We start from the raw sequence: 21156 nt of genomic DNA, 5'->3' as shown, positions 1-21156 counted from the left end.
GGGCGCGCCGCGCGCAGAGCATCGGCGCGTTTCCGCCTTGCTCCAGGAGAGCCCCTTGCCTGCCCGCTCCCGTCTTCTCGCAGCCCTTCCCGTCCTGCTGGGCACGATCCTCTCAGGCGCCCTGCATGGCGCGCCGGCCGCGGCACAGCAGCCCCCGGCCGGCCAGCGCTACGGCGACTGGATGCTCACCTGCCCGCCCGCGCCGCCGGCCGCCGGCGGCAGCGGCTGCCTCCTGGTCCAGCGCCACGTCGCGGAGGACACCGGCCTCGACCTGCTCGGCGCCGCCATCTACTTCCGGCCGGGGCAGGAACAGGCGACGATCCAGCTCCGCGTGGCCCCCCAGGCGGCACAGGAGGAACCCATCGGCCTTCGGGTCGACGCGGCGGCACGGCTGGAGATCGACATCGGGCGCTGCACCGAGGGCTACTGCGCCGCGGCCGGCACGCTGACGCCGGACCTGCTGCAGAAGTTCAAGGCCGGCCGGCAGGCGGCCGTCGACTTCATGATCGCGGACCTCGGGCAGCGGCTGGTGATACCGCTGTCGCTGGCGGGCTTCACCGACGCCTTCGCGGCGCTCGAGCGGCGCAAGGGAGGCTGAGGCCATGGCGGGGGCCGAGGTCCTGGTCGAGCGGGGCGGGGACGGCATCGTCGAGGTGGTGCTCAACCGGCCGGAGAAGCTGAACGCGCTGAACCGGCCGACCTGGATCGCGCTCGCCGCGGCGTTCCGCGACCTCTCGGCGGACGCGTCGGTGCGCTGCATCCTCATGCGCGGGGCCGGCGACAAGGCGTTCAGCCCGGGCGCGGACATCTCCGAGTTCGCGAGCGAGCGCGCCGACCGTGCCCAGTGCGAGGCCTACGCGCCGCTGATCGACGCCGCCTTCAAGGCGATCGGGGACTGCCCCCATCCCGTCGTCGCGATGATCCGGGGCCTGTGCGTCGGCGGCGGGCTGCTGCTCGCCGCGCGCTGCGACCTGCGGATCTGCGGGCAGGGCAGCCGGTTCGGCGCGCCGATCAGCCGCCTGGGCATGACGATGGCGCACAGCGAGCTGTCGGCCCTGATCGGGCTGGCCGGCCGCGCGACGGCGCTGGAGATCCTGCTGGAGGCCCGCATCCTCGACGCGGCCGAGGCCGAGCGCAAGGGGCTGGTGACGCGGGTCGTGCCCGACGCCGAGGTCGAGGCCGAGGCCCGGGCGGCGGCGCGCCGGATCGCCGAAGGGGCGCCGCTGGTCCATCGCTGGCACAAGGCGTTCGTGCGCCGCATCCTGTCGGGCGCGCCGCCGGGCGAGGCCGACCTGGCCGAGCATTTCGCCTGCTTCGACACGCAGGACTACCGGGCCGGCTACCAGGCCTTCCTGGAGAAGCGCAAGCCGGACTTCCGCGGGCATTGACCCTCGGGGGTATGCCGGACGGACAGGGGACGCTATGCCCCGGACCGCTGTTGCTCCCCCATGGGGGTGCCGCAACGGAGAGCGAGGCGATGGAGTGGAGCGACGCCGGACCGGCTTTCGAGGATCGCCGGGACGCGGGCCGCAGGCTCGCCGCGCGGGTGAGGGCGCTGGCGCCGGAACGGCCGGCGGTCCTGGCGCTGCCGCGCGGCGGCGTGCCCGTCGGCTTCGAGATCGCGTCCGCGCTCGGATGCCCGCTGGACGTGGCCGTGGTGCGCAAGATCGGGGCGCCGGGCAACCCCGAGCTGGCGATCGGCGCGGTCGTCGACGGGGACGAGCCGGTCGTCTTCGTCAACTCGGAGGTCGTGCGCAGCCTTGCGGTGCCCATCGACTACGTCGAGCGCGCGAGCCGGGACCAGATCGTCGAGATCGAGCGCCGGCGCGACGTCTATCTGGGCGGCCGGCCGCGCCCGATGGTCGCGGGCCGGACCTGCATCGTCGTCGACGACGGCATCGCCACGGGCTCGACCGCGCGCGCCGCCTCCAGGGCCTTGCGGGCGGCCGGCCCGTCCAGGCTGGTGCTCGCGGTCCCGGTCGCCCCGCGCGGGGTCGTCGACGACCTGGCCGGCTCCTACGACGAGATCGTCGTGCTCGAGACGCCCGCCGAGCTCGGCTCGGTCGGCCGGTTCTACCGCGATTTCCGCCAGGTCGAGGACGTCGAGGTGATCGAGCTGCTGAACCGCGCCACCCGGTGACGTCCCGGCCCGACGTCAGGTCTGGCCCGGAAGCCCGTCGATTTTCGGCAGCTCTTCCAATCCCGCGTCCCACCGCGCCCGGCTCGCGAAGCAGATATGCGCATCCGGCCGCATGTCCGGCGCGTCGTCGAGGCTTCCGGCAGGAACGACCAGCAAGGCACCGTTCATCTGAAGGCTCGGAAGGGCGGACCCGCATTCGGTGCAGAAGCTTCTTTCGTGCCGGGTCCCGGGGACCGTGTAGGACTTGATGCCGTCGTTGCCCGACAGCCAAGTGATCTCCGCCGCCGTCGAAAACAGGTTGGCCGCGTGTGCCGATCCCGTGCCCTTGCGGCACCGCGCGCAGTGGCAAAGGAAGAAGCTCCCGAACTCGCCGGCGATCCGGAACGTGACGGCACCGCACAGACAGCCGCCATTCGTGATTCGTGTCATGTACATCACCTGCAAGGCTCGGACCCGGGGCGGCAGCATCCGTCATCTCGGCCGGATCGTCCATCGGCCGGAGCTCGCGATACCGTGCGGCGTGATCGGGCGGCGGCGCCCCGGCGCTTGACGGGAAGCGGCGGGCGTCCTTAACTCGCCCGTCCAACGGTTTTCCTCCAGTAGTCCGGTCCCCGTCATGCCCAGCATCCCCGACCCCCGTTCCGGCGGCCAGATCCTCGTCGACGCGCTGCGCGTCCACGGCGCCGACCTCGCCTATTGCGTCGCCGGCGAGAGCTATCTGGAAGTGCTGGACGCCTTCCATGACGCGCGCGACCTGCGCCTCGTCACCTGCCGGCAGGAAGGCGGCGCCGCGAACATGGCGGAGGCCTACGGCAAGCTGACCGGCCGGCCCGGCATCTGCTTCGTGACCCGGGGCCCGGGGGCGTGCAACGCCTCGATCGGCGTGCACACGGCGATGCAGGACTCGACGCCGATGATCCTGTTCGTGGGCCAGGTCGCGCGCGACCAGGAGGAGCGCGAGGCGTTCCAGGAGATCGACTATCGCCGCATGTTCGCTCCGGTCGCGAAATGGGCGGCCCAGATCGACGAGGCGGCGCGCATCCCCGAATTCGTCAGCCGCGCCTTCCACGTCGCGACCAGCGGCCGGCCGGGGCCCGTCGTGCTGGCCCTGCCGGAGGACATGCTGCGCGAGCGCGTCGCCGTCGCCGACACCGGCCCCTATCGCCGCGTCCAGGCCTGGCCGGCGCCCACCGACCTGACGGCGCTGGAGGAGATGCTGGCTGCCGCCGAGCGGCCGATGGTCCTGGTCGGCGGCAGCGGCTGGACGGATGCCGCCTCGGCGGCGCTGAAGGGCTGGGCCGAGGCGAACCGCCTGCCGGTGTGCTGCTCGTTCCGGCGCCAGGACATCATGGACAACACCAGCCCGAGCTATGCCGGCGACCTCGGCACCGGCCCGAACCCCAGGCTGCTGGCGCGCGTGCGGGAAGCGGACCTGCTGATCGTGCTGGGCGCGCGGCTCGGCGAGATCACGACCCAGGGCTACGAGCTGGTCGAGCCGCCCCAGGCCAGGCCCCGGCTGGTCCACGTCCATGCCAGCGCCGAGGAGCTGGGCCGGGTCTACCGGCCCGACCTCGCGATCCAGGCGGGACCGGCGCAGATCGCCGAGGCGCTGGCGGGCCGCCGCCCCGTCGCCGCACCGCGCTGGAGCGAGTGGGCCGGGGCCGTGCGGCAGGACTACCTGGCCTGGCTGGAGCCCGTCCCCTACGGCGGCGCGCTCGACCTCGGCCGCATCTTCGTGCAGCTGCGCGACAGGTTGCCCGCGGACGCGATCGTGACCTTCGACGCCGGCAACTTCAGCGGCTGGGGCCACCGTTTCCTGAGCTACCGGCGTCCGGGGCGCCAGCTCGGCCCGACCAGCGGCGCCATGGGCTATTCGGTCCCGGCGGCGGTCTCGGCCAAGATCGCGTGCCCCGAGCGCACCGTGGTCGCGATGGTCGGCGACGGCGGCTTCATGATGAGCGGGCAGGAGCTGGCGACCGCGATGCACGCCGGGGCGGCCCCGGTGATCCTGGTGTTCAACAACGGTATGTACGGGACGATCCGCATGCACCAGGAGCGGCACCACCCCGGGCGCGTCAGCGCGACCGACCTGACCAACCCGGACTTCGCCCAGCTCGCCCGCAGCTACGGCGCGTTCGGCGCCGCGGTCGAGCGCACGGAGGAATTCTTCCCGGCCTTCGAGGAGGCGCTGTCCTGCGGGCGGGCGGCGCTGATCGAGCTGCGCATGGACCCGGAGGTCATCACGACCGGCACGACGCTGAGCGCCATCCGCGAGGCGGCGCTGCGCGGCCGGGACTGAATCGGCCCCTGAATCGGTCCCTGATCGCCGTATCGGTTGCACTGGAGCGCCACTCGGGTTACCCCTATTGATAGGGGGTGCGTGATGGAGCGCTGGTACAAGGTCAGCTTGGTTGCTCTCACCGCGGTATGGCTGGTCCTGCCGCCGCCGGGTCGCGCGGACCCGGCCGGCGCCGGGCGCGCCGCGTCGGGTGGTCCACGCCAGCTCGTCCCGCCCGACACCGTCGTGCGGGCGGAGGTGCCGTTCGGCGCGCGCATACCCGCGCCGCGCGCCCCTGCGCCGGTACCGGCGGCCCCGACAGTGACGGCTCCGGTCGTGGCTGCCCCGGTCGTGGCTGCCCCGGTCATGGCTGCCCCGGTCATGGCTGCCCCGATCATGGCAGCCCCCGTGATAGCGGTGGAACGGGACGCCGGGCCGGCGGAAGCCGAGGTCGCGGGCGGCCCGGGATTCGAGCCGGAGCTGGATTTCCTCCCCCCCGACGCCAGGCCCGATGCCGGACCCGACGCCGGACCCGACGCCGCGCCGGAACCGCTTGCCGGGCCCGTGGCCCCGGCCGTGATCCAGGTCCAGCCCCCGATCCCGCCGGTACCGGAGGTTCCGGTGCAGGCCGCCGTGGTCCCGACCGTGCCGGATCTGCCCGACGTGTACCTGCCCCCCGAGGCCCAGGCCGAAACCGGGCCCGGACCCGAGCCCGAAGACGCCGCCCCGGCCGTCGATGCCGCGATCCTCGCGCCGGCCGCGCCCCTGCCGCCGTCCCTGGCGCCGTCGACGTCCTTTTCGAGCCCCCTTCCGGTGAGCTGGCCGCGCCCGCCCGGGCCGCCGATCGCGGGGGTGGTGCCGAATCCCGCCCCCTCCGCCGATGCGGTGCTCCTGCCCCGGCCGCCGACGCCGCCGAACACGCGCCGGGCCCAGGCCGCCGCCGCCGCGCCGCCGTCACCGCCACCGGCACCACCGCCGTCGCTGGCACCGCCGCCACCGGCCATGCCCGCCCCGCAGCCGGCGAGCCTCGACGCACGGCCCGAGCCCAAGTCGCAAGCGGCCGCCTCCCAGCCGGTGACGCGCCTGGCGCCCCAGCGGGAGACCCAGCGGGAAACGGCGCAGCGCAGGGCCGTGGCTCCGCCGCCGGCCGCCGGGGCCGACGCCGCGGGAGTGTTCGTCGTTGCGCCCCCGGATCGGTTGAGCCCGACCGACTACCCGCGCTACACCGCCTGCGTCAGCGGCGAGAACGTGATCCTGGGCCGGTCGGTGTTCGGCAACAGCATGATCGTTCCGGCATCGAACCGGGCCGCCGCGATCAAGGTCGGCCTGTGCGACGTCATCATGGTGACGCGGGTGGGCGACGCCGAATACGCGCGCCGCGAACTCACGTTCATGGGGCTCCCGGCGGATATCCGCCGGGAGTGATGTCGCCGCGTCGAAGGTCCGACCTTCGGCGAGGGCCGCAAGGCGGCCCCGCGCCGTCAGGCGCGAAGCCCAGGCCCGCGGAGCGGGCCGCCCGGCGTATGAGGGCTACTATATACCGCCCGATGCTCAGCCCGGCACGGCCATGCCGCGCTGGACCGCCGGGCGTGCCGCGATCGTGTCGTGCCAGCGCTTGACGTTCGGCCAGGCGTCGAGAAAGGCCGGCCGTGCCCTGGCCGCCGCCGCGGCGAAGGGGAACGCCGCGATGTCCGCGATCGAGTAGTCGGGCCCGGCCAGGTGGGGGCTGGTCGCGAGGCGCGTCTCGATCGCGCGCCAGCACCGCTCGGTCTCGCGCTTGAAGAGATCGATCGCGTAGGGGAGCTTCTCGGGCGCCAGCACCGCGAAGCGGTACAGGCTGACCGCCGCCGGCCCCAGGTCGCTGGTGGCGACCGACAGCCAGCTCAGCGCCTCGGCGCGCTGCGCGGGGTCGGTCGGCAGCAGGCGCCCATGGGCCTCGGCGAGATGCTGGAGGATCGCGGCCGAGCCGAAGATGCGGCGCTCCGTGCCGTCGGCGCCGGTCTCGACCAGCGCCGGTATCTTGCCGGCGGGGCTGATCTCCAGGTAGTGCGGCGTCAGGTTCTGGCCCTCGGCGACGCTGATCGTGCGGACCTCGTAGTCGAGCCCGAGTTCCTCGAGCATCACTGACGCCTTGTGACCGTTGGGCGTCGCGCTGGTGTAGAGCGTGATCATGGGGCACCCCTGCCGTGCCGTTTCCGGCGATCGGCGATTTGTATCCGATCGGCGGATTTTTTCCACCCTCACGCCCCTCCGTCAGCGCGTGTAGCGCTGTTCCAGGTGCCGGGTCAGCAGGGCGAGGTTGCGGCGGTTGGCCTTGAAGGCGACGTCGAACACGGTTCCGAGCACGGGGATCGAGCCGACGGCCCAGTCGAGGCCGGCATTGGCGATCATGCGCCCGAGCAGCCATTTGGGCACGCCGAACGAGGCCGCTTGCCAGATGATGTAGGCGGAGAAGCCGGCCGTCAGCGTGTCGCCGACGACCGGCACGACGCTGGCGACCCCATCCAGGCCGAAGCGCCAGCGCGTGCCCGGGATGCGCCAGCGGCTGTCGAGCAGGTCGGCCATGCGCTGTAGCTGGAGGAGCCGCTCGTAATGGGTGGCCGGGCTCGCACTGTCGCGATCCACGCCGGGCCTATTTCTTGATGATGACGTAGATCGCATGGATGATGCCGGGGATGTAGCCCAGCAGGGTCAGCAGGATGTTGACCCAGAAATGCAGGCCGATGCCGACCTGCAGGAAGACCCCCAGGGGCGGCAGCAGGATCGCCAGGAGAATGCGGACGAGGTCCATCGGGCCGGGCTTTCGTAATGGTTTCCTCTGGTCGTGGCAGGTGAAACACGGGCTGGCGGCGTTCGTTCCTGGCCGGCGTTCCTGGCGGGAATGCCGGGACGCGCGGTCCCGGCCGGCGGCGCGAAAAATTTCCGCCACAGGTGCTGCGCCGGCTGTATTCTCCGCTCCGTCCGTACAGGGGGCTGGTTGGGCATGAAGGAACTGCGCTGCATCGTCTTCTCCGAGCGCGAGCTCGTCAGCGCCATCATCGACCGCAAGCGCAAGCGGGGCGAGCCGCTGCCGCCGGGCACCGTGCAGGCGGTCCGCTTCTCGGTCGAGGATACGGTGACGACGGTCCTGGAGGTCGTCAACGACCACGGCCGCACGGAGGAGTTCACCCTGCCGGAGAGCGAGGTCGCGGCGGCGCTGATCTCCTATTGCATGGGGCGGCGCGTGCCGCTGCCCGCGGAGTCGGAGAAGGTCCTCTACGTCATCAAGGGGGCCGCGACCCTGATGATCACGATGAACTTCAACAAGGAGGTGCGCCTGGTCCGCGCCCCTCCCGTCGAGCCGCGCCGCCGCCGCTTGGTCCGCACTCCGGGCTGAAGCCGGAAGATATTCGCGCCGGCACCGTTCCGGGCCGGGCTTGACGAACAGGCCTCCGCCAGCTAGAACGAAAAGAGAACACGTTCGCGCGAAGCCGGGGGGTTCGACATGTCCACGGCCAAGGCAGGCCTGCTGGCGGATCTGCGCAGCCGGATCCGGCGGATCGAGGGTATCGGCGGCGAGGACGGCCGGGTGCTGCCGCTCGGCCCCGCGCTCGATGCGGCGTTGCCCGGCGGCCTGCCGCTCGGCTGCCTGCACGAGCTGGCGGGCGAGGGCGATCCTGGCGGCGGCGCGGCGACCGGCTTCGCGGCGGCGCTGCTCGGCCGCATCGCCGAGCGGCACGGTCCGGCGGTGTGGATCGGCCGCGGCCTCGACCTCCACGCCCCGGGGCTCGCCGCCTACGGCCTCGGCCCGGAGCGGCTGATCGTGGTGCGCGCCGTCCGCGGCGCCGACATCCTGTGGGCGATGGAGGAGGTGCTGCGCTGCCGCGGCATCGGCGCGGTCCTGGGGGAGGTGCCGGGGCTCGATCCGACCGCCGGCCGGCGCCTGCAGCTCGCCGCCGAGGCGGGCGGGGCGACGGGGTTCGTGCTGCGTCGCGACCTGCCCGACAGGAAGGCCGGCGCCACCTCCGCCGCCACCCGCTGGACGCTGGCCCCGGCGCCGAGCCTGCCGTCGCCGGGCGAGCCGGGCATGGGTAGGCCGCGCTGGCGCGCCCGCCTGCTGCGCTGCCGCGGCGGCCGGCCCGGCGAGTGGACGATGGAATGGCACCCGGACGGCCTGCGCGCCGAACCCGAAATTCCCCTCTCCCGTGCAACGGGAGAGGGAGGGGCCCGCCGCGTAGCGGTGGGAGGGTGAGGGCCCGGCCCTCAGCGCCGCTCGCGCAGGGCCCGTCCGCCAGCCCTCAGTTCCTGAATGTTGATATCCGAGTCATTGCTTTCATCGAGCGCCGGGAGCAGTTCGGCTTCGAGCGCAAGATCGTCGCCGTCTGCCGCGATCAGCTGTGCCAGATAGTCCGACACGTCGGAGAAGCCACGGTCGGCGGCACGTTGACGGGCCAGCCTCTCGATGTCGCGTCGCAATGTGATCGTCATGCCCGCCTCGGAAGCGATAGAGTGACTCTGTCATGTACCCCCGAGGAGTACAAGCCGGCCATGCGGCCCTCAGCGCCGCTCGCGCAGGGCGCGTTCCAGCCGGTCGCGCTCGGCGCCGAGCTGGAGGCGCTCGCGTTCGTCGAAGGGGTCGAGGATGCCGAGCGCGCGGCGGCGCTCGAACAGGCGCTCGGCGCCGTCCAGCAGGTCGCGCTGCAGCTCGATCCGGCCCCGCTCCACCGGCGAGAGGGGCTCGCGCGGCGGGTCGAGATAGGGGCGCGAGATCCCGTCCCCGGCGGCCAGGACGAGCAGGAGCGCTGCTGCGGCGTAGTCCATGCCTTTCCAGATGGGGGGCGGCGGGACCATTCCAACCTTTCAGGAATTTAATGTTCCCGTAAGGGCGCCGTAATCCGGCCGGCCCCATCTTCCGGGTCAGCATTTCCCATCCGACCGGAAGCAACGCCATGAGAAACAGCCCGTTCGCCAGCCGCCTGCGCCGCACCACCGCCCCCGTGCAGCGCACCGCCGTCGCGGTGCGCCGCACCACCGCCCTGGTTCTGTGCGCGGGCATGCTGGCTTCGTTCGGGGCCGCCACGGTCCCGCCCGCGGCCACCGCCGCCGTCCCGCCGGCCCTGCTGGAGCAGCACGGTTCCTTCGCGGACCTGGTCGAGGCGGTGATGCCCGCCGTCGTCAACGTCTCCACCGTGCGCAAGGCCGGTCCCGAGGTCGCCGCCCCCTCCGGCGCGCCCTACGAGGAATTCTTCCGCCGCTTCGGCGCGCCGACGCCGCACGGGCCCGAGATGCCCGGCCGCGAGGGCGTCGCCCAGGGCTCCGGCTTCGTCATCGATCCCTCCGGCTACGTCGTCACCAACAACCACGTGATCGACGGCGCCGGTGGGATCGAGATCACCCTGTCGGACGGCACCACCCTGCCGGCCAAGCTGATCGGCACCGACCCGAAGACCGACGTCGCCCTGCTGAAGGTCGAGCCCGAGAAGCCGCTGCCCCATGTCGAGTTCGCCGACAGCGACGCGACCCGGGTCGGCGACGTGGTGGTGGCGATCGGCAACCCGTTCGGCCTCGGCGGCACGGTGACCGCGGGCATCCTGTCGGCGCGTTCGCGCGACATCAACGCCGGCCCCTACGACGACTTCCTGCAGATCGACGCCGCCATCAACCGCGGCAATTCCGGCGGGCCGACCTTCGACATGAGCGGCAAGGTGGTCGGCATCAACACGGCGATCTTCTCGCCCTCGGGCGGCTCGGTCGGCATCGGCTTCGCGATCCCAGCCAACCTCGCCATGCCCGTGATCGCCCAGCTCCGCGAGACCGGCTCGGTCGAGCGCGGCTGGATCGGCGTGCAGATCCAGCCGGTGACGCCCGAGATCGCCGAGAGCCTGGGCGCCGGGGACCTGGAAGGCGCGCTGGTCGCCGACGTGGTCGATGACGGCCCTGCCGACCGTGCCGACCTCCAGCCCGGCGACGTGATCGTCTCGGTCGCCGGCAAGCCGGTGAAGGACCTGCGCGACGTCACCCGCGCCGTGGCCGCGACCAAGCCCGGCGGCACGGTCGAGCTCGGCCTCTACCGCCAGGGCGAGACCGAGACCGTCGACCTCGCGGTCGGCACGATGCCCGGCGACCCGGTGAAGGTCGCGTCCGCGGGCGAGGCCCCGTCCGACAAGGCGGCCCTCGGCCTCCAGCTCTCCGCCCTCGACGAGCAGATGCGCCAGCGCCTCGGCCTGGGCGAGGACGTCAGCGGCGTGGTCGTGGTCGGTGCCGGCGAGGGCGCCAACGCCGAAAAGGTCCGCCCCGGCGACGTCATCACCTCGGTCGGCCGCGACCCGGTCTCCAGCCCGGCCGAGGTGGCGGCGAAGGTCGAGGAAGCCGAGAAGGCCGGCCGCAAGTCCCTGCTGGTGCGCCTGCACCGCGGCGGGACCGAGCAGTTCGTGGCCCTCGAAATCACCCGGGCCTGACACCAGATACGGCGGTCATGAGGATGTTCTTCCCATGAGGGTGCTCGTCATAGAGGACGATGCCCAGGCCGCCGCCTTCCTGGTCAAGGGCCTGACCGAGAGCGGGCACGTCGTCGACCATGCGGCCGACGGCAAGGACGGGTTGTTCATGGCGGGTGCCGAGAACTACGACGTCCTGGTCGTCGACCGCATGCTGCCCGGCCGCGACGGGCTGTCGCTGGTCGGCGTGCTGCGGGCGACCGGCAACCAGACGCCGGCGCTGATCCTCAGCGCGCTCGGCAGCGTCGACGACCGCGTGCAGGGACTGCGCGCCGGCGGCGACGACTACCTTACGAAGCCCTACGCCTTCTCCGAGCTGCTGGCCCGGGTCGAGGCGCTGGGCCGCCGCCGGGCGGCCGAGCCCTCGGTCCGGACCCGGCTGGAGGCCGGCGACCTCGAGATGGACCTGCTGGCCCGCACGGTCCGGCGCGCCGGCCGCCCGATCGAGCTGCTGCCGCGCGAGTTCAGGCTGCTGGAATACCTGATGCGGCATGCCGGCAGCGTGGTGACCCGGACCATGCTGCTGGAGAACGTCTGGGACTATCATTTCGACCCCCAGACCAACGTCATCGACGTCCACGTGGCGCGCCTGCGCCAGAAGATCGACCGCGACTTCCCGACGCCGATGATCCACACCGTGCGCGGCGTCGGGTACAGCCTTCGTGCTTGATACCCGGCTCTTGCGCACGACGACCTTCCGGGTCGCCCTCGTCTATATCTGGCTGTTCACCGCCTCGGTCCTGATCATCCTCGGCGCGATCTACTACACGACCGCCGGCTTCCTCGACCGCCAGGCCGGCGAGACCATCGCCGCCGAGCTGGAAGGGCTGCGCGAGCAGTACCGCCAGCGCGGCCTGCGCGGCCTCGCTGAGGTGATCGAGCAGCGCAGCCGCCAGCCGCGCACCAACGCCCTCTACCTGTTCACCGATCCCCGCCTGAACCCGATCGCCGGCAACCTGTCGCACTGGCCCGAGGTGGAGCCGGAGGACGGCGGCTGGATCGAGTTCGTGCTGGCCGACGCGCCGGCCGCCGGGAACGGCGAGATCCACGGCGCGCGCGCCCGCGTCTTCGTCCTGCCGGGCGGGTTCCGCCTCCTGGTCGGCCGCGACCTGCGCGAGCGCGGCGAGTTCCAGGACCGGCTCGTCTTCTCGCTGGCCTGGGCGGTCGTGCTGACGATCGGGCTGGGCACGGTCGGCGGGGTCCTGATCAGCCGCGACGTGATGCGCCGGGTCGACGCCATCAACCGCACGACCCGCAAGATCATGACCGGCGAGCTGCACCAGCGCATCGTCGTCTCGGCCGGCGGCGACGAGCTGGACGAGCTGGCGCGCAACCTCAACGCCATGCTCGACCGGATCGAACGGCTGATGCAGGAGATGCGGCACGTCGCCGAGAGCGTCGCCCACGACCTGCGCACGCCGCTGACCCGGCTGCGCTCGCGCATGGAGCTGGCGCTGCTGGAGACGCGCGGCCAGGACGCCGCGCGCTCGGCCCTCCAGGATGCCCTCGGCGAGGCGGACCGGCTGCTCGCGACCTTCCAGGCCCTGCTCAGCATCGCCGAGGCCGAGGCCGGCCACCAGCAGGCGGCCTTCTCGCAGCTCGACCTCGCCGGGCTCGTGCGCGAGATGGTCGAGCTGTACGAGCCGGTCGCCGAGGAGAAGGGAGTGGCGCTCGGCGCGGACCTGCACGACGCGCCGATCAGGGGGCACCGCCACCTCCTGGCCCAGGCGGTGGCCAACCTGCTGGACAACGCCGTCAAGTACACGCCCGCCGGCGGCCGGATCGCGGTGTCGGTGCGCCCGGGCGCCGCCCCCGGCTCGGCCGAGCTGGCCGTCGCCGACAGCGGCCCCGGCATCCCCGCCGACGAGCGCGGGCGGGTGCTGCACCGGTTCGTCCGCCTGGAGCGCAGCCGCAGCACGCCCGGCAACGGCCTCGGCCTCTCCATGGTCGACGCCGTCGCCCGGCTCCACGGCGCGGAGCTGGTGCTGGACGACAACGAACCCGGCCTCGCGGTCTCGCTGCGCTTCGGGCAGCCGTTCCGGTCTACCACCTTCTCGCCCTGACCCTCTTGACACCGGAGCCCGCTCCGTGTGTTCTTGGTATGTTCTTATCGAGGGTGTTCCGGGGGCGAGGTGGGGCATGGCGCGGCGCATCCTGTCGCTATGGTTGCCGAGGCTGTCGGCCGACCGGCTGGCGCGGCGGCAGCCGGGCATGGCGGCCCGGCCGTTCGCGGTCGTCGCCGGCGGGCAGGGGCGGGCGGTCGTGGTCGGGGTGGACGGACTGGCCGAGGAGGCCGGGATCGTGCCGGGCATGGCGCTCGCCGACGCGCGCGCGGTCGAGCCGGGCCTGCTGGCGGTCGAGGCGGACCCGGCGGCCGATGCCCGGGCGCTCGACGGGATCGCGGACTGGTGCGGGCGCTACACGCCCTGGGTCGGCCTGGACGGGGCCGACGGGCTGCTGCTCGACGTCACGGGCTGCGCCCATCTGTTCGGCGGCGAGGCGGGGCTGCTGCGCGACCTCGCCGGCCGGCTCCATCGCTTCGGCTACGATTGCCGGCCGGCCATCGCCGACACGCCCGCCGCCGCCGCCGCCCTGGCCCGGTACGGGGCTGGATTTGGGGAGATCGCGCCGCCCGGCGGCGCGCGCGCGGCGCTGGCGGCGCTGCCGGCCGCGGCGTTGCGCCTGCCCGGGGAGACGGTGTCGGCCCTGGGCCGGTTCGGGCTGCACCGCATCGGCGATCTCTACGCGATGCCGCGCTCGGGGCTCGCGTCGCGTCTCGGCAGCGCGGTGGTCCGCCGGCTCGACCAGGCGCTCGGGCTGGTGGCGGAACCGGTCTCGCCGCGCCGCCCGGTGCCGCCGCATTCCGCGCGCCTCGCCTTCGCCGAGCCGATCTCCGCCCCGGCCTCGATCGAGGCGGCGCTGCGCCGCCTGGCCGGGGATTTGTGCGCGGGGCTGGAGCGGACGGGGCGCGGCGCGCGGCGGCTCGAGCTCGCCGGCTTCCGCACCGACGGCCGGGTCGAGCGGGCGGAGGTCGGCACGAGCCGGCCGTCGCGCGATCCCCGCCATCTCGTCCGCCTGTTCGCGGAGCGGCTCGGGCACCTCGATCCCGGCCCGGGGATCGAGGTGATGACCCTGCTCGCCGCGGCCGAGCCGCTGGGTGCTGCGCAGCTCGCCTTCGACGGCCGGGAAGGGGTGCCGCCCGACCTGGCGGAGCTGGTCGACCGCCTCGGCAGCCGGCTCGGCCTCGACAACGTGCTGCGCCTGGCCCCGCGCGAGAGCTGGTGGCCGGAGCGCATGGCCGAGCCGGTGCCCGCATTGTCCGCTGCTGGACTGGCCTCCTGGCCCGCCGACCGGCCGCGCCCGCTGCGCCTGCTGCCCCGCGCGGAGCCGATCGAGGTGATGGCCCCGGTGCCCGACGACCCGCCGGTGATGTTCCGCTGGCGCGACCGCCTGCACCGCATCCGCCGCGCCGACGGCCCCGAGCGGATCGAGCCGGAATGGTGGCGCGAGCTGTGCGAGCCCCGCGACTACTACCGCGTCGAGGACGAGGACGGCTGCCGCTACTGGGTCTACCGCGCCGGCCTCTACCAGCCCGGCCGCACGCCGAGATGGTTCCTGCACGGAATGTTCGGATAATGGAGATCCTGTTCCCCTCACCCTCCCACCGCTGGCGCGGTGGGCCCCTCCCTCTCCCTATGGGAGAGGGGCCGTTCTTTCCCTCTCCCATAGGGAGAGGGAGGGGCCCGGCCGAAGGCCGGGAGGGTGAGGGGTTATGGTGACCCCGGGAAGCACCCGGGTCGCCCGGCGCCTGCGCCGGGACGCGACCGAGGCGGAGAAGCGCCTTTGGCGCGCCCTGCGTGCCCGGCAGCTCGACGGGCTCAAGTTCCGGCGTCAGTACCCGATCGGCCCTTACGTGGCCGACTTCGCCTGCCTCGAGCGCATGCTCGTGGTCGAGGCCGACGGCGGCCAGCACACCCCGGAAGGCGACGCGGCGCGTACCGCCTTCATCGAAGGCTGCGGCTGGCTCGTGCTCCGCTTCTCCAATCCCGACATCCTCTCCAACCTCGACGGCGTCCTCCTGGCGGTCCGGCGGGCAGGTGGCCCGTGACCGGCTACGCCGAGCTCCAGGTGACCACCAATTTCAGCTTCCTGCGCGGCGCCTCGCACGCGGAGGAGCTGGCCCTGACCGCCGCGGCCCTCGGGCACCGGGCGATCGCCGTGACCGACCGCAACACGCTGGCCGGGGTCGTGCGGGCGCATCTGGCGGCGCGCGGGGCGGGGATCCGCCTCGTGGTCGGCTGCCGCCTCGACCTCGTCGACGGGCCGAGCCTGCTCGCCTGGCCGACCGGGCGCGCCGCCTATGCCCGGCTGTCGCGCCTGCTGACGCTCGGCAACCGGCGCGCGGCCAAGGGCCAGTGCCGGCTGTTCCGGGCCGACCTGCCCGACCATGCCGAGGGGATGCTGCTCGCCGCCATACCCCCCGATCACCCCGATACCGCCTTCGCCGAGGCGCTCGCGGACTACCGCCGGGCGTTCGGCCGGCGCCTCCACCTCGCCGCGACCCACCGCTACCGCGGCGACGACGCCCGGCGCCTCGCCCGGCTCGCCGGGCTGGGGGCGGAACTGCGCGTGCCGCTGGTCGCGACCAACGACGTCCACTACCACACCCCCGGCCGCCGCGTGCTCCAGGACGTGCTGACCTGCATCCGCGAGCACTGCACCGTCCACGAGGCGGGCTGGCGCCTCGCCGCCAACGCCGAGCGGCACCTGAAGGCCCCGGACGAGATGGCGCGCCTGTTCCGCAACCATCCCGACGCGGTCGCGCGGACCGCCGAGATCGCGGCCGCCTGCACCTTCTCGCTCGACGAGCTGCGCTACGAATACCCCGACGAGATCACGACCGCGGGCCGCAGCCCGCAGGAGGAGCTGGAGCACCTGACCCTGGAGGGCGCTTCCGGGCGCTACCCCGGGGGCGTGCCGGACGACGTCCGCCGGCAGATCGCGCACGAGCTGGCGCTGATCGCGCGGCTCGGCTACGCGCCCTTCTTCCTGACCGTCCACGACGTCGTCCGCTACGCCCGCGCGAACGGCATCCTGTGCCAGGGCCGCGGCTCGGCCGCCAACTCGGCGGTGTGCTACTGCCTCGGCATCACCGCGATCGACCCCGTGCACACCGGCCTGCTGTTCGAGCGCTTCATCTCCGATGCCCGCGACGAGCCGCCGGACATCGACGTCGACTTCGAGCACGAGCGGCGCGAGGAGGTGATCCAGTACGTCTACGCCAAGTACGGGCGCGAGCGCGCGGGCATCGCCGCCACCGTGATCCGCTACCGGGCCCGCGGCGCGGTGCGCGAGGTCGGCAAGGCGCTCGGCCTCGGCGAGGACACGGCCGCCCGGCTCGCCGGCTCGGTGTGGGGCTGGGGGCGCGAGGGCATCGACCCGGCGCGCGCGCGCGCGCACGGCATCGACCCCGCCGACCCGACCGTCGCCATGGCGATCGAGCTGTCGCGCGAGCTGATCGGCTTCCCGCGCCACCTCTCCCAGCATGTCGGCGGCTTCGTGATCACGCGCGGCCTGCTGTCGGAGCTGTCGCCGATCGTGAACGCCGCGATGCCCGACCGCACGACGATCGAATGGGACAAGGACGACATCGAGGCGCTCGGCATCCTGAAGGTCGACGTGCTGGCGCTCGGCATGCTGAGCTGCATGCACCGCGCCTTCGACCTGCTGCGCCACCACTACGGCGTCTCCCACGACCTCGCCTCGGTGCCGCAGGACGACGGGGCGGTCTACGACATGCTGTGCCGGGCCGACAGCCTGGGCGTGTTCCAGGTCGAGAGCCGGGCGCAGATGAGCATGCTGCCGCGGCTGCGCCCGCGCACCTTCTACGACCTCGTGATCCAGGTCGCGATCGTGCGCCCGGGGCCGATCCAGGGCGACATGGTCCATCCCTATCTGCGCCGCCGCCAGGGCCGCGAGAAGGTCGACTACCCGTCCGAGGCCCTGCGCGAGGTGCTGGGCAAGACGCTGGGCGTGCCGCTGTTCCAGGAACAGGCGATGAAGATCGCGATCGTCGCCGCCGGCTTCACCCCGTCCGAGGCCGACCAGCTCCGCCGCGCCATGGCGACCTTCCGCAAGTCCGGCACGATCCACGCCTTCGGGGAGAAGCTGATCGAGGGCATGGTCGCCAACGGCTACGACCGCGCCTTCGCCGAGCGCTGCTTCCGCCAGATCGAGGGGTTCGGCGACTACGGCTTTCCCGAGAGCCACGCCGCGAGCTTCGCGCTGCTGGTCTACGTCTCGGCCTGGGTCAAGTGCCACTACCCCGACGTCTTCGCCTGCGCGCTGCTCAACAGCCAGCCCATGGGCTTCTACGCCCCGGCCCAGATCGTGCGCGACGCGCGCGACCACGGCGTCGAGGTGCTGCCGCCCGACGTCAACCGCTCCGGCTGGGACAGCGCGCTGGAGGCGGGGGAGGCCAGGGGGCAGGCCAGGGGACAGGGCAGAGGGGTGGGTGAGGGCCGCTACCGGGCGCTGCGCCTGGGCCTGCGGCTGGTCAAGGGCATGCGCCGGGACGAGACCGACGCCCTGGTCCGCGCGCGCGGGGAGGGTGGGGACTTCGCCGACGCGGCGGATCTGCGGCGGCGCGCCGGCCTTCCCGCCGCGACCCTGGAGCGGCTGGCCGGGGCGGACGCGTTCCGGTCCCTGGACCTCGACCGGCGCGCGGCCCTGTGGGCGGTCAAGGCGCTGGGCGAGGCGCCGCTGCCGCTGTTCGCCCGCCTGCCCGACGGCGCGCGCCGGGCCGAGCCGGCGGCACCGCTGCCGGAGATGCCGCTGGGCGAGCACGTCGTCGAGGACTATGCGAGCCTCAGCCTGTCGCTGAAGAGCCACCCGCTGGCGCTGCTGCGCGACGGGCTGGCCGCGGCGCGCATCCAGGCGACCGACCGGCTGAAGGAGGCGCGGGACGGCACGCGCCTGACGGTCGCCGGGCTGGTGCTGGTGCGCCAGCGCCCCGGCAGCACCGACGTCGTCTTCGTGACGCTGGAGGACGAGACCGGCATCGCCAACCTGGTCGTGATGCCCGACGTGTTCGAGCGCTTCCGCCGCGAGATCTTGACCGCCCGCCTGCTGGCCGCGACCGGCCGCGTGCAGAGGCAGGACGAGGTGATCCACCTCAGGGCCGAGCGCCTGTTCGACCTGACCCCGCGCCTTGCCGAGCTGACCGGCGCCTGGTACCGCCCCCCGCCGGGCCAGCCCGGGACCGGCCCGGAAGAACGCCCGGAAAAGCGCAAGATATTCCCGGACGGCCGGAATTTCCGGTGACCCCCGGGCCTACTGCTTCGGCGTGCGCAGCGGGCGGCCGTCGATGGGGTCGAGGCCGCGGGCGCGGCGGCTTTCGATCAGCTCGTCGCGGTAGTAGTCGCCGAGGCCCCAGGGGTAGTTGCGGACGTCGTAGTCGTCGGGCAGATGGCCGTTGTGGTCCTCCATCAGCCTGAACACCGCGTCGGCCGCCTTGCGGCAGCGCGTGATCGACGGCAGCCAGGTCTCGGCGTCCCGCAGCAGGTCGCTGATCCCCTCCAGGGTCTCGGGCGAGTCCATCGGTCCTTGCAGCGGCGCATGGGCCAGCGGCAGCGGCGGCATCGCCGGCGGCGGGCCGTCCTCCACGAGGTCGGCCGGGTCCGCCGGCGCCACCTCTTCGACGTCGTCGGCGAGCAGGCCGGCAAGCGGGTCGGCCGGCTCGCCCTCGAAGCCCTGGGCGATGCGCAGCGCGCGCAGCGCGTCGGTGCGGTCGCCGGCGGCCAGCGCCACGTCGAGGACGCGCAGCAGGCGCGACAGCAGCCGGCTGCGCAGGTCCTGGCGCCGGGTGCGGCAGGCGACCGCGATCTCGCACACCCGCGCCGCGACGTCCGGCTCGGCCAGCAGGGCGCGCGCGCAGGACTTCGCCGTCATCCACGGGAAGCCGGCCAGGCGGGCGGCGGCCGTCGGGGGAGCGCCCGACGCGACGTGGCGGCAGAACGCCTCGCGCCGGGGCGCCAGCGTGCCCTCGCCGACGATCGGGACCGGCTCGGGCGCCGTCTTGACCCGGAGAGGTTGGATGGGGACCGGGGTGAACGCCATGGCCTGGGCTCCACGTCCTTGTTTGCGACGTAGATAGGATATCTATCCCACAACCAGTGTCAAGAGCGTTGAAAGGGGTCTCTTCAACCGCCGGCTTCGGTGGGAGCCGCGCTGCGGCCGAGGCCGGCGGCGACCAGGACGTCGCGGAGCTGGGTCAGCGCCTGCTTCTTCTCGCTGTCGGTCGAGAAGCGCTTCAGGAACGGCGTCAGGAACTCCTGGCTCGCGACCGCGCGGCCGACGGCCTCGGTCGCGAGGCGGCGCGCCTTGCCCTCGGGCAGCGGGCACGCGCTGCACAGGCGGATCAGCTGCATCACGCGGTCGAAGAAGGAACGGCCCTGCGCGCCCAGCACGTCGACGCGGATCAGGTCGCCGAGCATGCCGTCCAGCTCCCCGCACAGCCGGGCTTTCGCCTCCGCGTCGATCTCCGCTCCGGTGACCATCCGGTGCAGCTCGACCAGCTTCGGGATCGCCGCCGCCCGGTCGCCCTTCGGGCCGGTCGCCTCGCGCACGAGGTCCTCGGTCGAGAACGTCCCGACCGCGAATTCCAGGATGCGCGCCTTGCTGCTCGCGTAGGGCATCAGGTCGGCGAGACGGACGAGCACGCGCAGGCGGTCCGAGGGCGACCGCCCCGCCTTGGACAGCACCTCGGCCACGTTCTCGGGCGAGATCCCGCGCAGGGCCCGCAGCTCCAGCGCGTCGCGCAGTTCCTGGTCGTCGCCGAGCGGCGGGGCCTCGACCATGCGGTCGCGCAGCATGTGCAGCGCCTGGGCGAGGTTCCACAGCGCCGCGCTGGACTGCAGCGGGACCGTGCCCCCCAGCTCGACCAGCAGGCGCTTCTGCACCGCGCTGCGCAGGCGCGGGCACCGCCCCGCCCGGATCAGCCGGTTCAGCGCGTCGATGCCGGCCAGCCCGGGCGCGTGGGGAAGCTCCACCTGGCCGGCATGCAGCCGGATCAGCGCGCCGATGGCGGCGAGGCGGTCGGCTCCGGGGCCGGCGAGTTCGAGTGCCGCGCCGGGCATGGTGGCGATCTCGGCCGCGATCGCGTCCAGCGGCACGACGTCCCGCAGCGGCAGGTCGTCCTCGGCCAGCGCGCCCAGCCGGTCGAGCTTCGCGAGCCAGGTCTTGCAGTCCGCCAGCGAAGCGGCGAGCGCCCGGTACTGCGCGATCCGCAGGGCCTCGCCTCCGGCCCCCTCCGCCAGCGCCGCGCACCAGCGCCCGTACTCGCCGGGACCAAGCGCGCGGGCGGGGTTGCGCCGCGACTCGCCGTGCAGCTCCGAGATCACGGCGTCGGCCAGGGTCACCAGCTCCCGGTACCGCTTCTGGACCGGGACGTCCGTTCCGGACGCCTGGGCGACCGCGACCTTCTGGAGCGCGCCCTGCAGGGTGGTGCCGGCGTTGTTCAGCTTGACCGCCAGCGCCTCGGAATGCAGCAGCTCGACCGCGGTCGCGTGGTTCTCCTCCAGCCAGCGTCCCAGGACGCCGATCACCGCCTCGCGGCCGCGGTCGGCGCGCAGGTCGGCCGGCGTCGCGCAGGTCTCCGGCACCTCCGGGAGGAGCAGGGATGCCGACGGGTCGACGACCGTCTCGCCCTCGACCGCGCGGTAGACGATCGTGCGGCCGACATGCCCGTAGCCGGGATGCTCGATGCAGCGCGCGATCCGCACGGCCTGGCCGATCTTGTCCGCCGCCGCCTGTTCGGCGGCGGTCATGGCCTCGCGTCCGGTGCGGAACCGCCGCGCGCACAACCAGTACGTGCCGTGATACGTATGCAGTTCGTAGTATGCTTTCGGCGGGGCGGTCTCGGGTGTGGGCTCGGACAAGGTCAGGCCTGCTCGCTGCGTGCCGGTCGAACGCGCAAAAAAAGAATGCGTGAAGGTACGGCAATTACAGACCATTCCGGCTTTTGACGCAACGGTTGCTCGCAACCGGGGTACCACTTTCGGAACAAGCTTGACCGAGTTCGTGCTTTGTTCCATACTGCCTTTCCTCGACCGGAAGGAGCAGGCCCGTGACGCTCGACCCCCGCCAGGAACTGTTCTGCCGCCTGGTCGCCAACGGCGCCACTCCCGCCACCGCGGCGCGCATGATCGGCTACGCCGACCCGGCCGCGGGCGAGACGCTGCTGGCCGAGCCCGGCATGGGCG

General features: G+C 73.3%; 21 protein-coding genes. 13 read left to right on the top strand and 8 right to left on the bottom strand.

Annotated features, from left to right (window positions below; all coding sequences use genetic code 11):
* Positions 1-55 precede the first annotated feature (55 nt).
* The 3 genes from VGO20_RS01345 to VGO20_RS01335 all read left to right on the top strand — a co-directional run bounded on the left by VGO20_RS01345 (position 56) and on the right by VGO20_RS01335 (position 2140).
* Positions 56-598: an invasion associated locus B family protein gene (locus tag VGO20_RS01345; protein ID WP_327500479.1), complete on the top strand. Its 543-nt coding sequence runs from the start codon at positions 56-58 to the stop codon at positions 596-598.
* A gap of 4 nt (positions 599-602) precedes the next feature.
* On the top strand, positions 603-1388 hold the full coding sequence (locus VGO20_RS01340) for an enoyl-CoA hydratase-related protein (protein ID WP_327500478.1): 786 nt from the start codon (positions 603-605) through the stop codon (positions 1386-1388).
* An 89-nt stretch (positions 1389-1477) separates the two neighbouring features.
* Positions 1478-2140: a phosphoribosyltransferase gene (locus tag VGO20_RS01335; RefSeq protein ID WP_327500477.1), complete on the top strand. Its 663-nt coding sequence runs from the start codon at positions 1478-1480 to the stop codon at positions 2138-2140.
* A 15-nt stretch (positions 2141-2155) separates the two neighbouring features.
* On the opposite strand, the gene VGO20_RS01330 is transcribed toward VGO20_RS01335, so the two are convergent.
* The gene (locus tag VGO20_RS01330; protein WP_327500476.1) at positions 2156-2569 is read right to left on the bottom strand and encodes a GFA family protein; all 414 of its coding nucleotides are present in this window, start codon (positions 2567-2569) and stop codon (positions 2156-2158) included.
* A gap of 187 nt (positions 2570-2756) precedes the next feature.
* On the opposite strand from VGO20_RS01330, the gene VGO20_RS01325 reads away from it, so the two are divergent.
* On the top strand, positions 2757-4439 hold the full coding sequence (locus tag VGO20_RS01325; protein WP_327500475.1) for a thiamine pyrophosphate-binding protein: 1683 nt from the start codon (positions 2757-2759) through the stop codon (positions 4437-4439).
* 84 nt (positions 4440-4523) lie between these two features.
* Complete coding sequence (locus VGO20_RS01320; RefSeq protein ID WP_327500474.1) at positions 4524-5843, top strand: hypothetical protein; 1320 nt, start codon at positions 4524-4526, stop codon at positions 5841-5843.
* A gap of 126 nt (positions 5844-5969) precedes the next feature.
* Here VGO20_RS01320 and VGO20_RS01315 read toward each other — a convergent pair whose 3' ends face one another.
* The 3 genes from VGO20_RS01315 to VGO20_RS01305 all read right to left on the bottom strand — a co-directional run bounded on the left by VGO20_RS01315 (position 5970) and on the right by VGO20_RS01305 (position 7209).
* Complete coding sequence (locus VGO20_RS01315) at positions 5970-6590, bottom strand: glutathione S-transferase family protein (protein WP_327500473.1); 621 nt, start codon at positions 6588-6590, stop codon at positions 5970-5972.
* An 81-nt stretch (positions 6591-6671) separates the two neighbouring features.
* Positions 6672-7043, bottom strand: a complete 372-nt coding sequence (locus tag VGO20_RS01310; RefSeq protein ID WP_327500472.1) for a DUF4112 domain-containing protein — start codon at positions 7041-7043, stop codon at positions 6672-6674.
* Between the two features lie 7 nt (positions 7044-7050).
* Positions 7051-7209 carry a YqaE/Pmp3 family membrane protein gene (locus VGO20_RS01305; protein WP_327500471.1) on the bottom strand — a complete coding sequence of 53 codons (159 nt, stop codon included), beginning with the start codon at positions 7207-7209 and terminating at the stop codon, positions 7051-7053.
* A gap of 192 nt (positions 7210-7401) precedes the next feature.
* On the opposite strand from VGO20_RS01305, the gene VGO20_RS01300 reads away from it, so the two are divergent.
* The gene (locus VGO20_RS01300; protein WP_327500470.1) at positions 7402-7794 is read left to right on the top strand and encodes a hypothetical protein; all 393 of its coding nucleotides are present in this window, start codon (positions 7402-7404) and stop codon (positions 7792-7794) included.
* A 108-nt stretch (positions 7795-7902) separates the two neighbouring features.
* Positions 7903-8649, top strand: coding sequence for an ImuA family protein (locus VGO20_RS01295; RefSeq protein WP_327500469.1), 747 nt, complete (start codon positions 7903-7905; stop codon positions 8647-8649).
* Between the two features lie 11 nt (positions 8650-8660).
* Here VGO20_RS01295 and VGO20_RS01290 read toward each other — a convergent pair whose 3' ends face one another.
* Together VGO20_RS01290 and VGO20_RS01285 are read right to left on the bottom strand one after the other, a co-directional pair.
* Positions 8661-8885 carry a hypothetical protein gene (locus VGO20_RS01290; protein WP_327500468.1) on the bottom strand — a complete coding sequence of 75 codons (225 nt, stop codon included), beginning with the start codon at positions 8883-8885 and terminating at the stop codon, positions 8661-8663.
* A 69-nt stretch (positions 8886-8954) separates the two neighbouring features.
* Complete coding sequence (locus VGO20_RS01285) at positions 8955-9218, bottom strand: hypothetical protein (protein ID WP_327500467.1); 264 nt, start codon at positions 9216-9218, stop codon at positions 8955-8957.
* 128 nt (positions 9219-9346) lie between these two features.
* Here VGO20_RS01285 and VGO20_RS01280 point away from each other — a divergent pair, with 128 nt between their 5' ends.
* From VGO20_RS01280 to VGO20_RS01255, 6 genes are all read left to right on the top strand, one after another.
* Positions 9347-10855: a Do family serine endopeptidase gene (locus VGO20_RS01280; protein ID WP_327500466.1), complete on the top strand. Its 1509-nt coding sequence runs from the start codon at positions 9347-9349 to the stop codon at positions 10853-10855.
* Positions 10856-10889: 34 nt separating this feature from the next.
* Positions 10890-11564, top strand: coding sequence for a response regulator transcription factor (locus VGO20_RS01275; RefSeq protein WP_327500465.1), 675 nt, complete (start codon positions 10890-10892; stop codon positions 11562-11564).
* Positions 11565-11574: 10 nt separating this feature from the next.
* Positions 11575-12957, top strand: coding sequence for a sensor histidine kinase (locus VGO20_RS01270; RefSeq protein WP_327500464.1), 1383 nt, complete (start codon positions 11575-11577; stop codon positions 12955-12957).
* Positions 12958-13033: 76 nt separating this feature from the next.
* Complete coding sequence (locus VGO20_RS01265) at positions 13034-14530, top strand: Y-family DNA polymerase (protein WP_327500463.1); 1497 nt, start codon at positions 13034-13036, stop codon at positions 14528-14530.
* Positions 14531-14666: 136 nt separating this feature from the next.
* A complete protein-coding gene (locus VGO20_RS01260; protein ID WP_327500462.1) occupies positions 14667-15002 on the top strand; it encodes an endonuclease domain-containing protein in 336 nt (111 codons plus the stop codon).
* A complete protein-coding gene (locus VGO20_RS01255; RefSeq protein ID WP_327500461.1) occupies positions 14999-18217 on the top strand; it encodes an error-prone DNA polymerase in 3219 nt (1072 codons plus the stop codon). The genes VGO20_RS01260 and VGO20_RS01255 overlap by 4 nt, the downstream gene beginning before the upstream one ends.
* Positions 18218-18226: 9 nt before the next feature.
* On the opposite strand, the gene VGO20_RS01250 is transcribed toward VGO20_RS01255, so the two are convergent.
* A complete protein-coding gene (locus tag VGO20_RS01250) occupies positions 18227-19012 on the bottom strand; it encodes a hypothetical protein (protein WP_327500460.1) in 786 nt (261 codons plus the stop codon).
* A gap of 83 nt (positions 19013-19095) precedes the next feature.
* Complete coding sequence (locus VGO20_RS01245; RefSeq protein WP_327500459.1) at positions 19096-20721, bottom strand: hypothetical protein; 1626 nt, start codon at positions 20719-20721, stop codon at positions 19096-19098.
* Between the last annotated feature and the right edge of the window lie 435 nt (positions 20722-21156).

Origin of the sequence: Arenibaculum sp. (assembly GCF_035998295.1) — a bacterium.
Lineage (GTDB): Bacteria > Pseudomonadota > Alphaproteobacteria > Azospirillales > Azospirillaceae > DASYHS01.
This window is presented reverse-complemented; position numbering and strand designations above follow the sequence as displayed.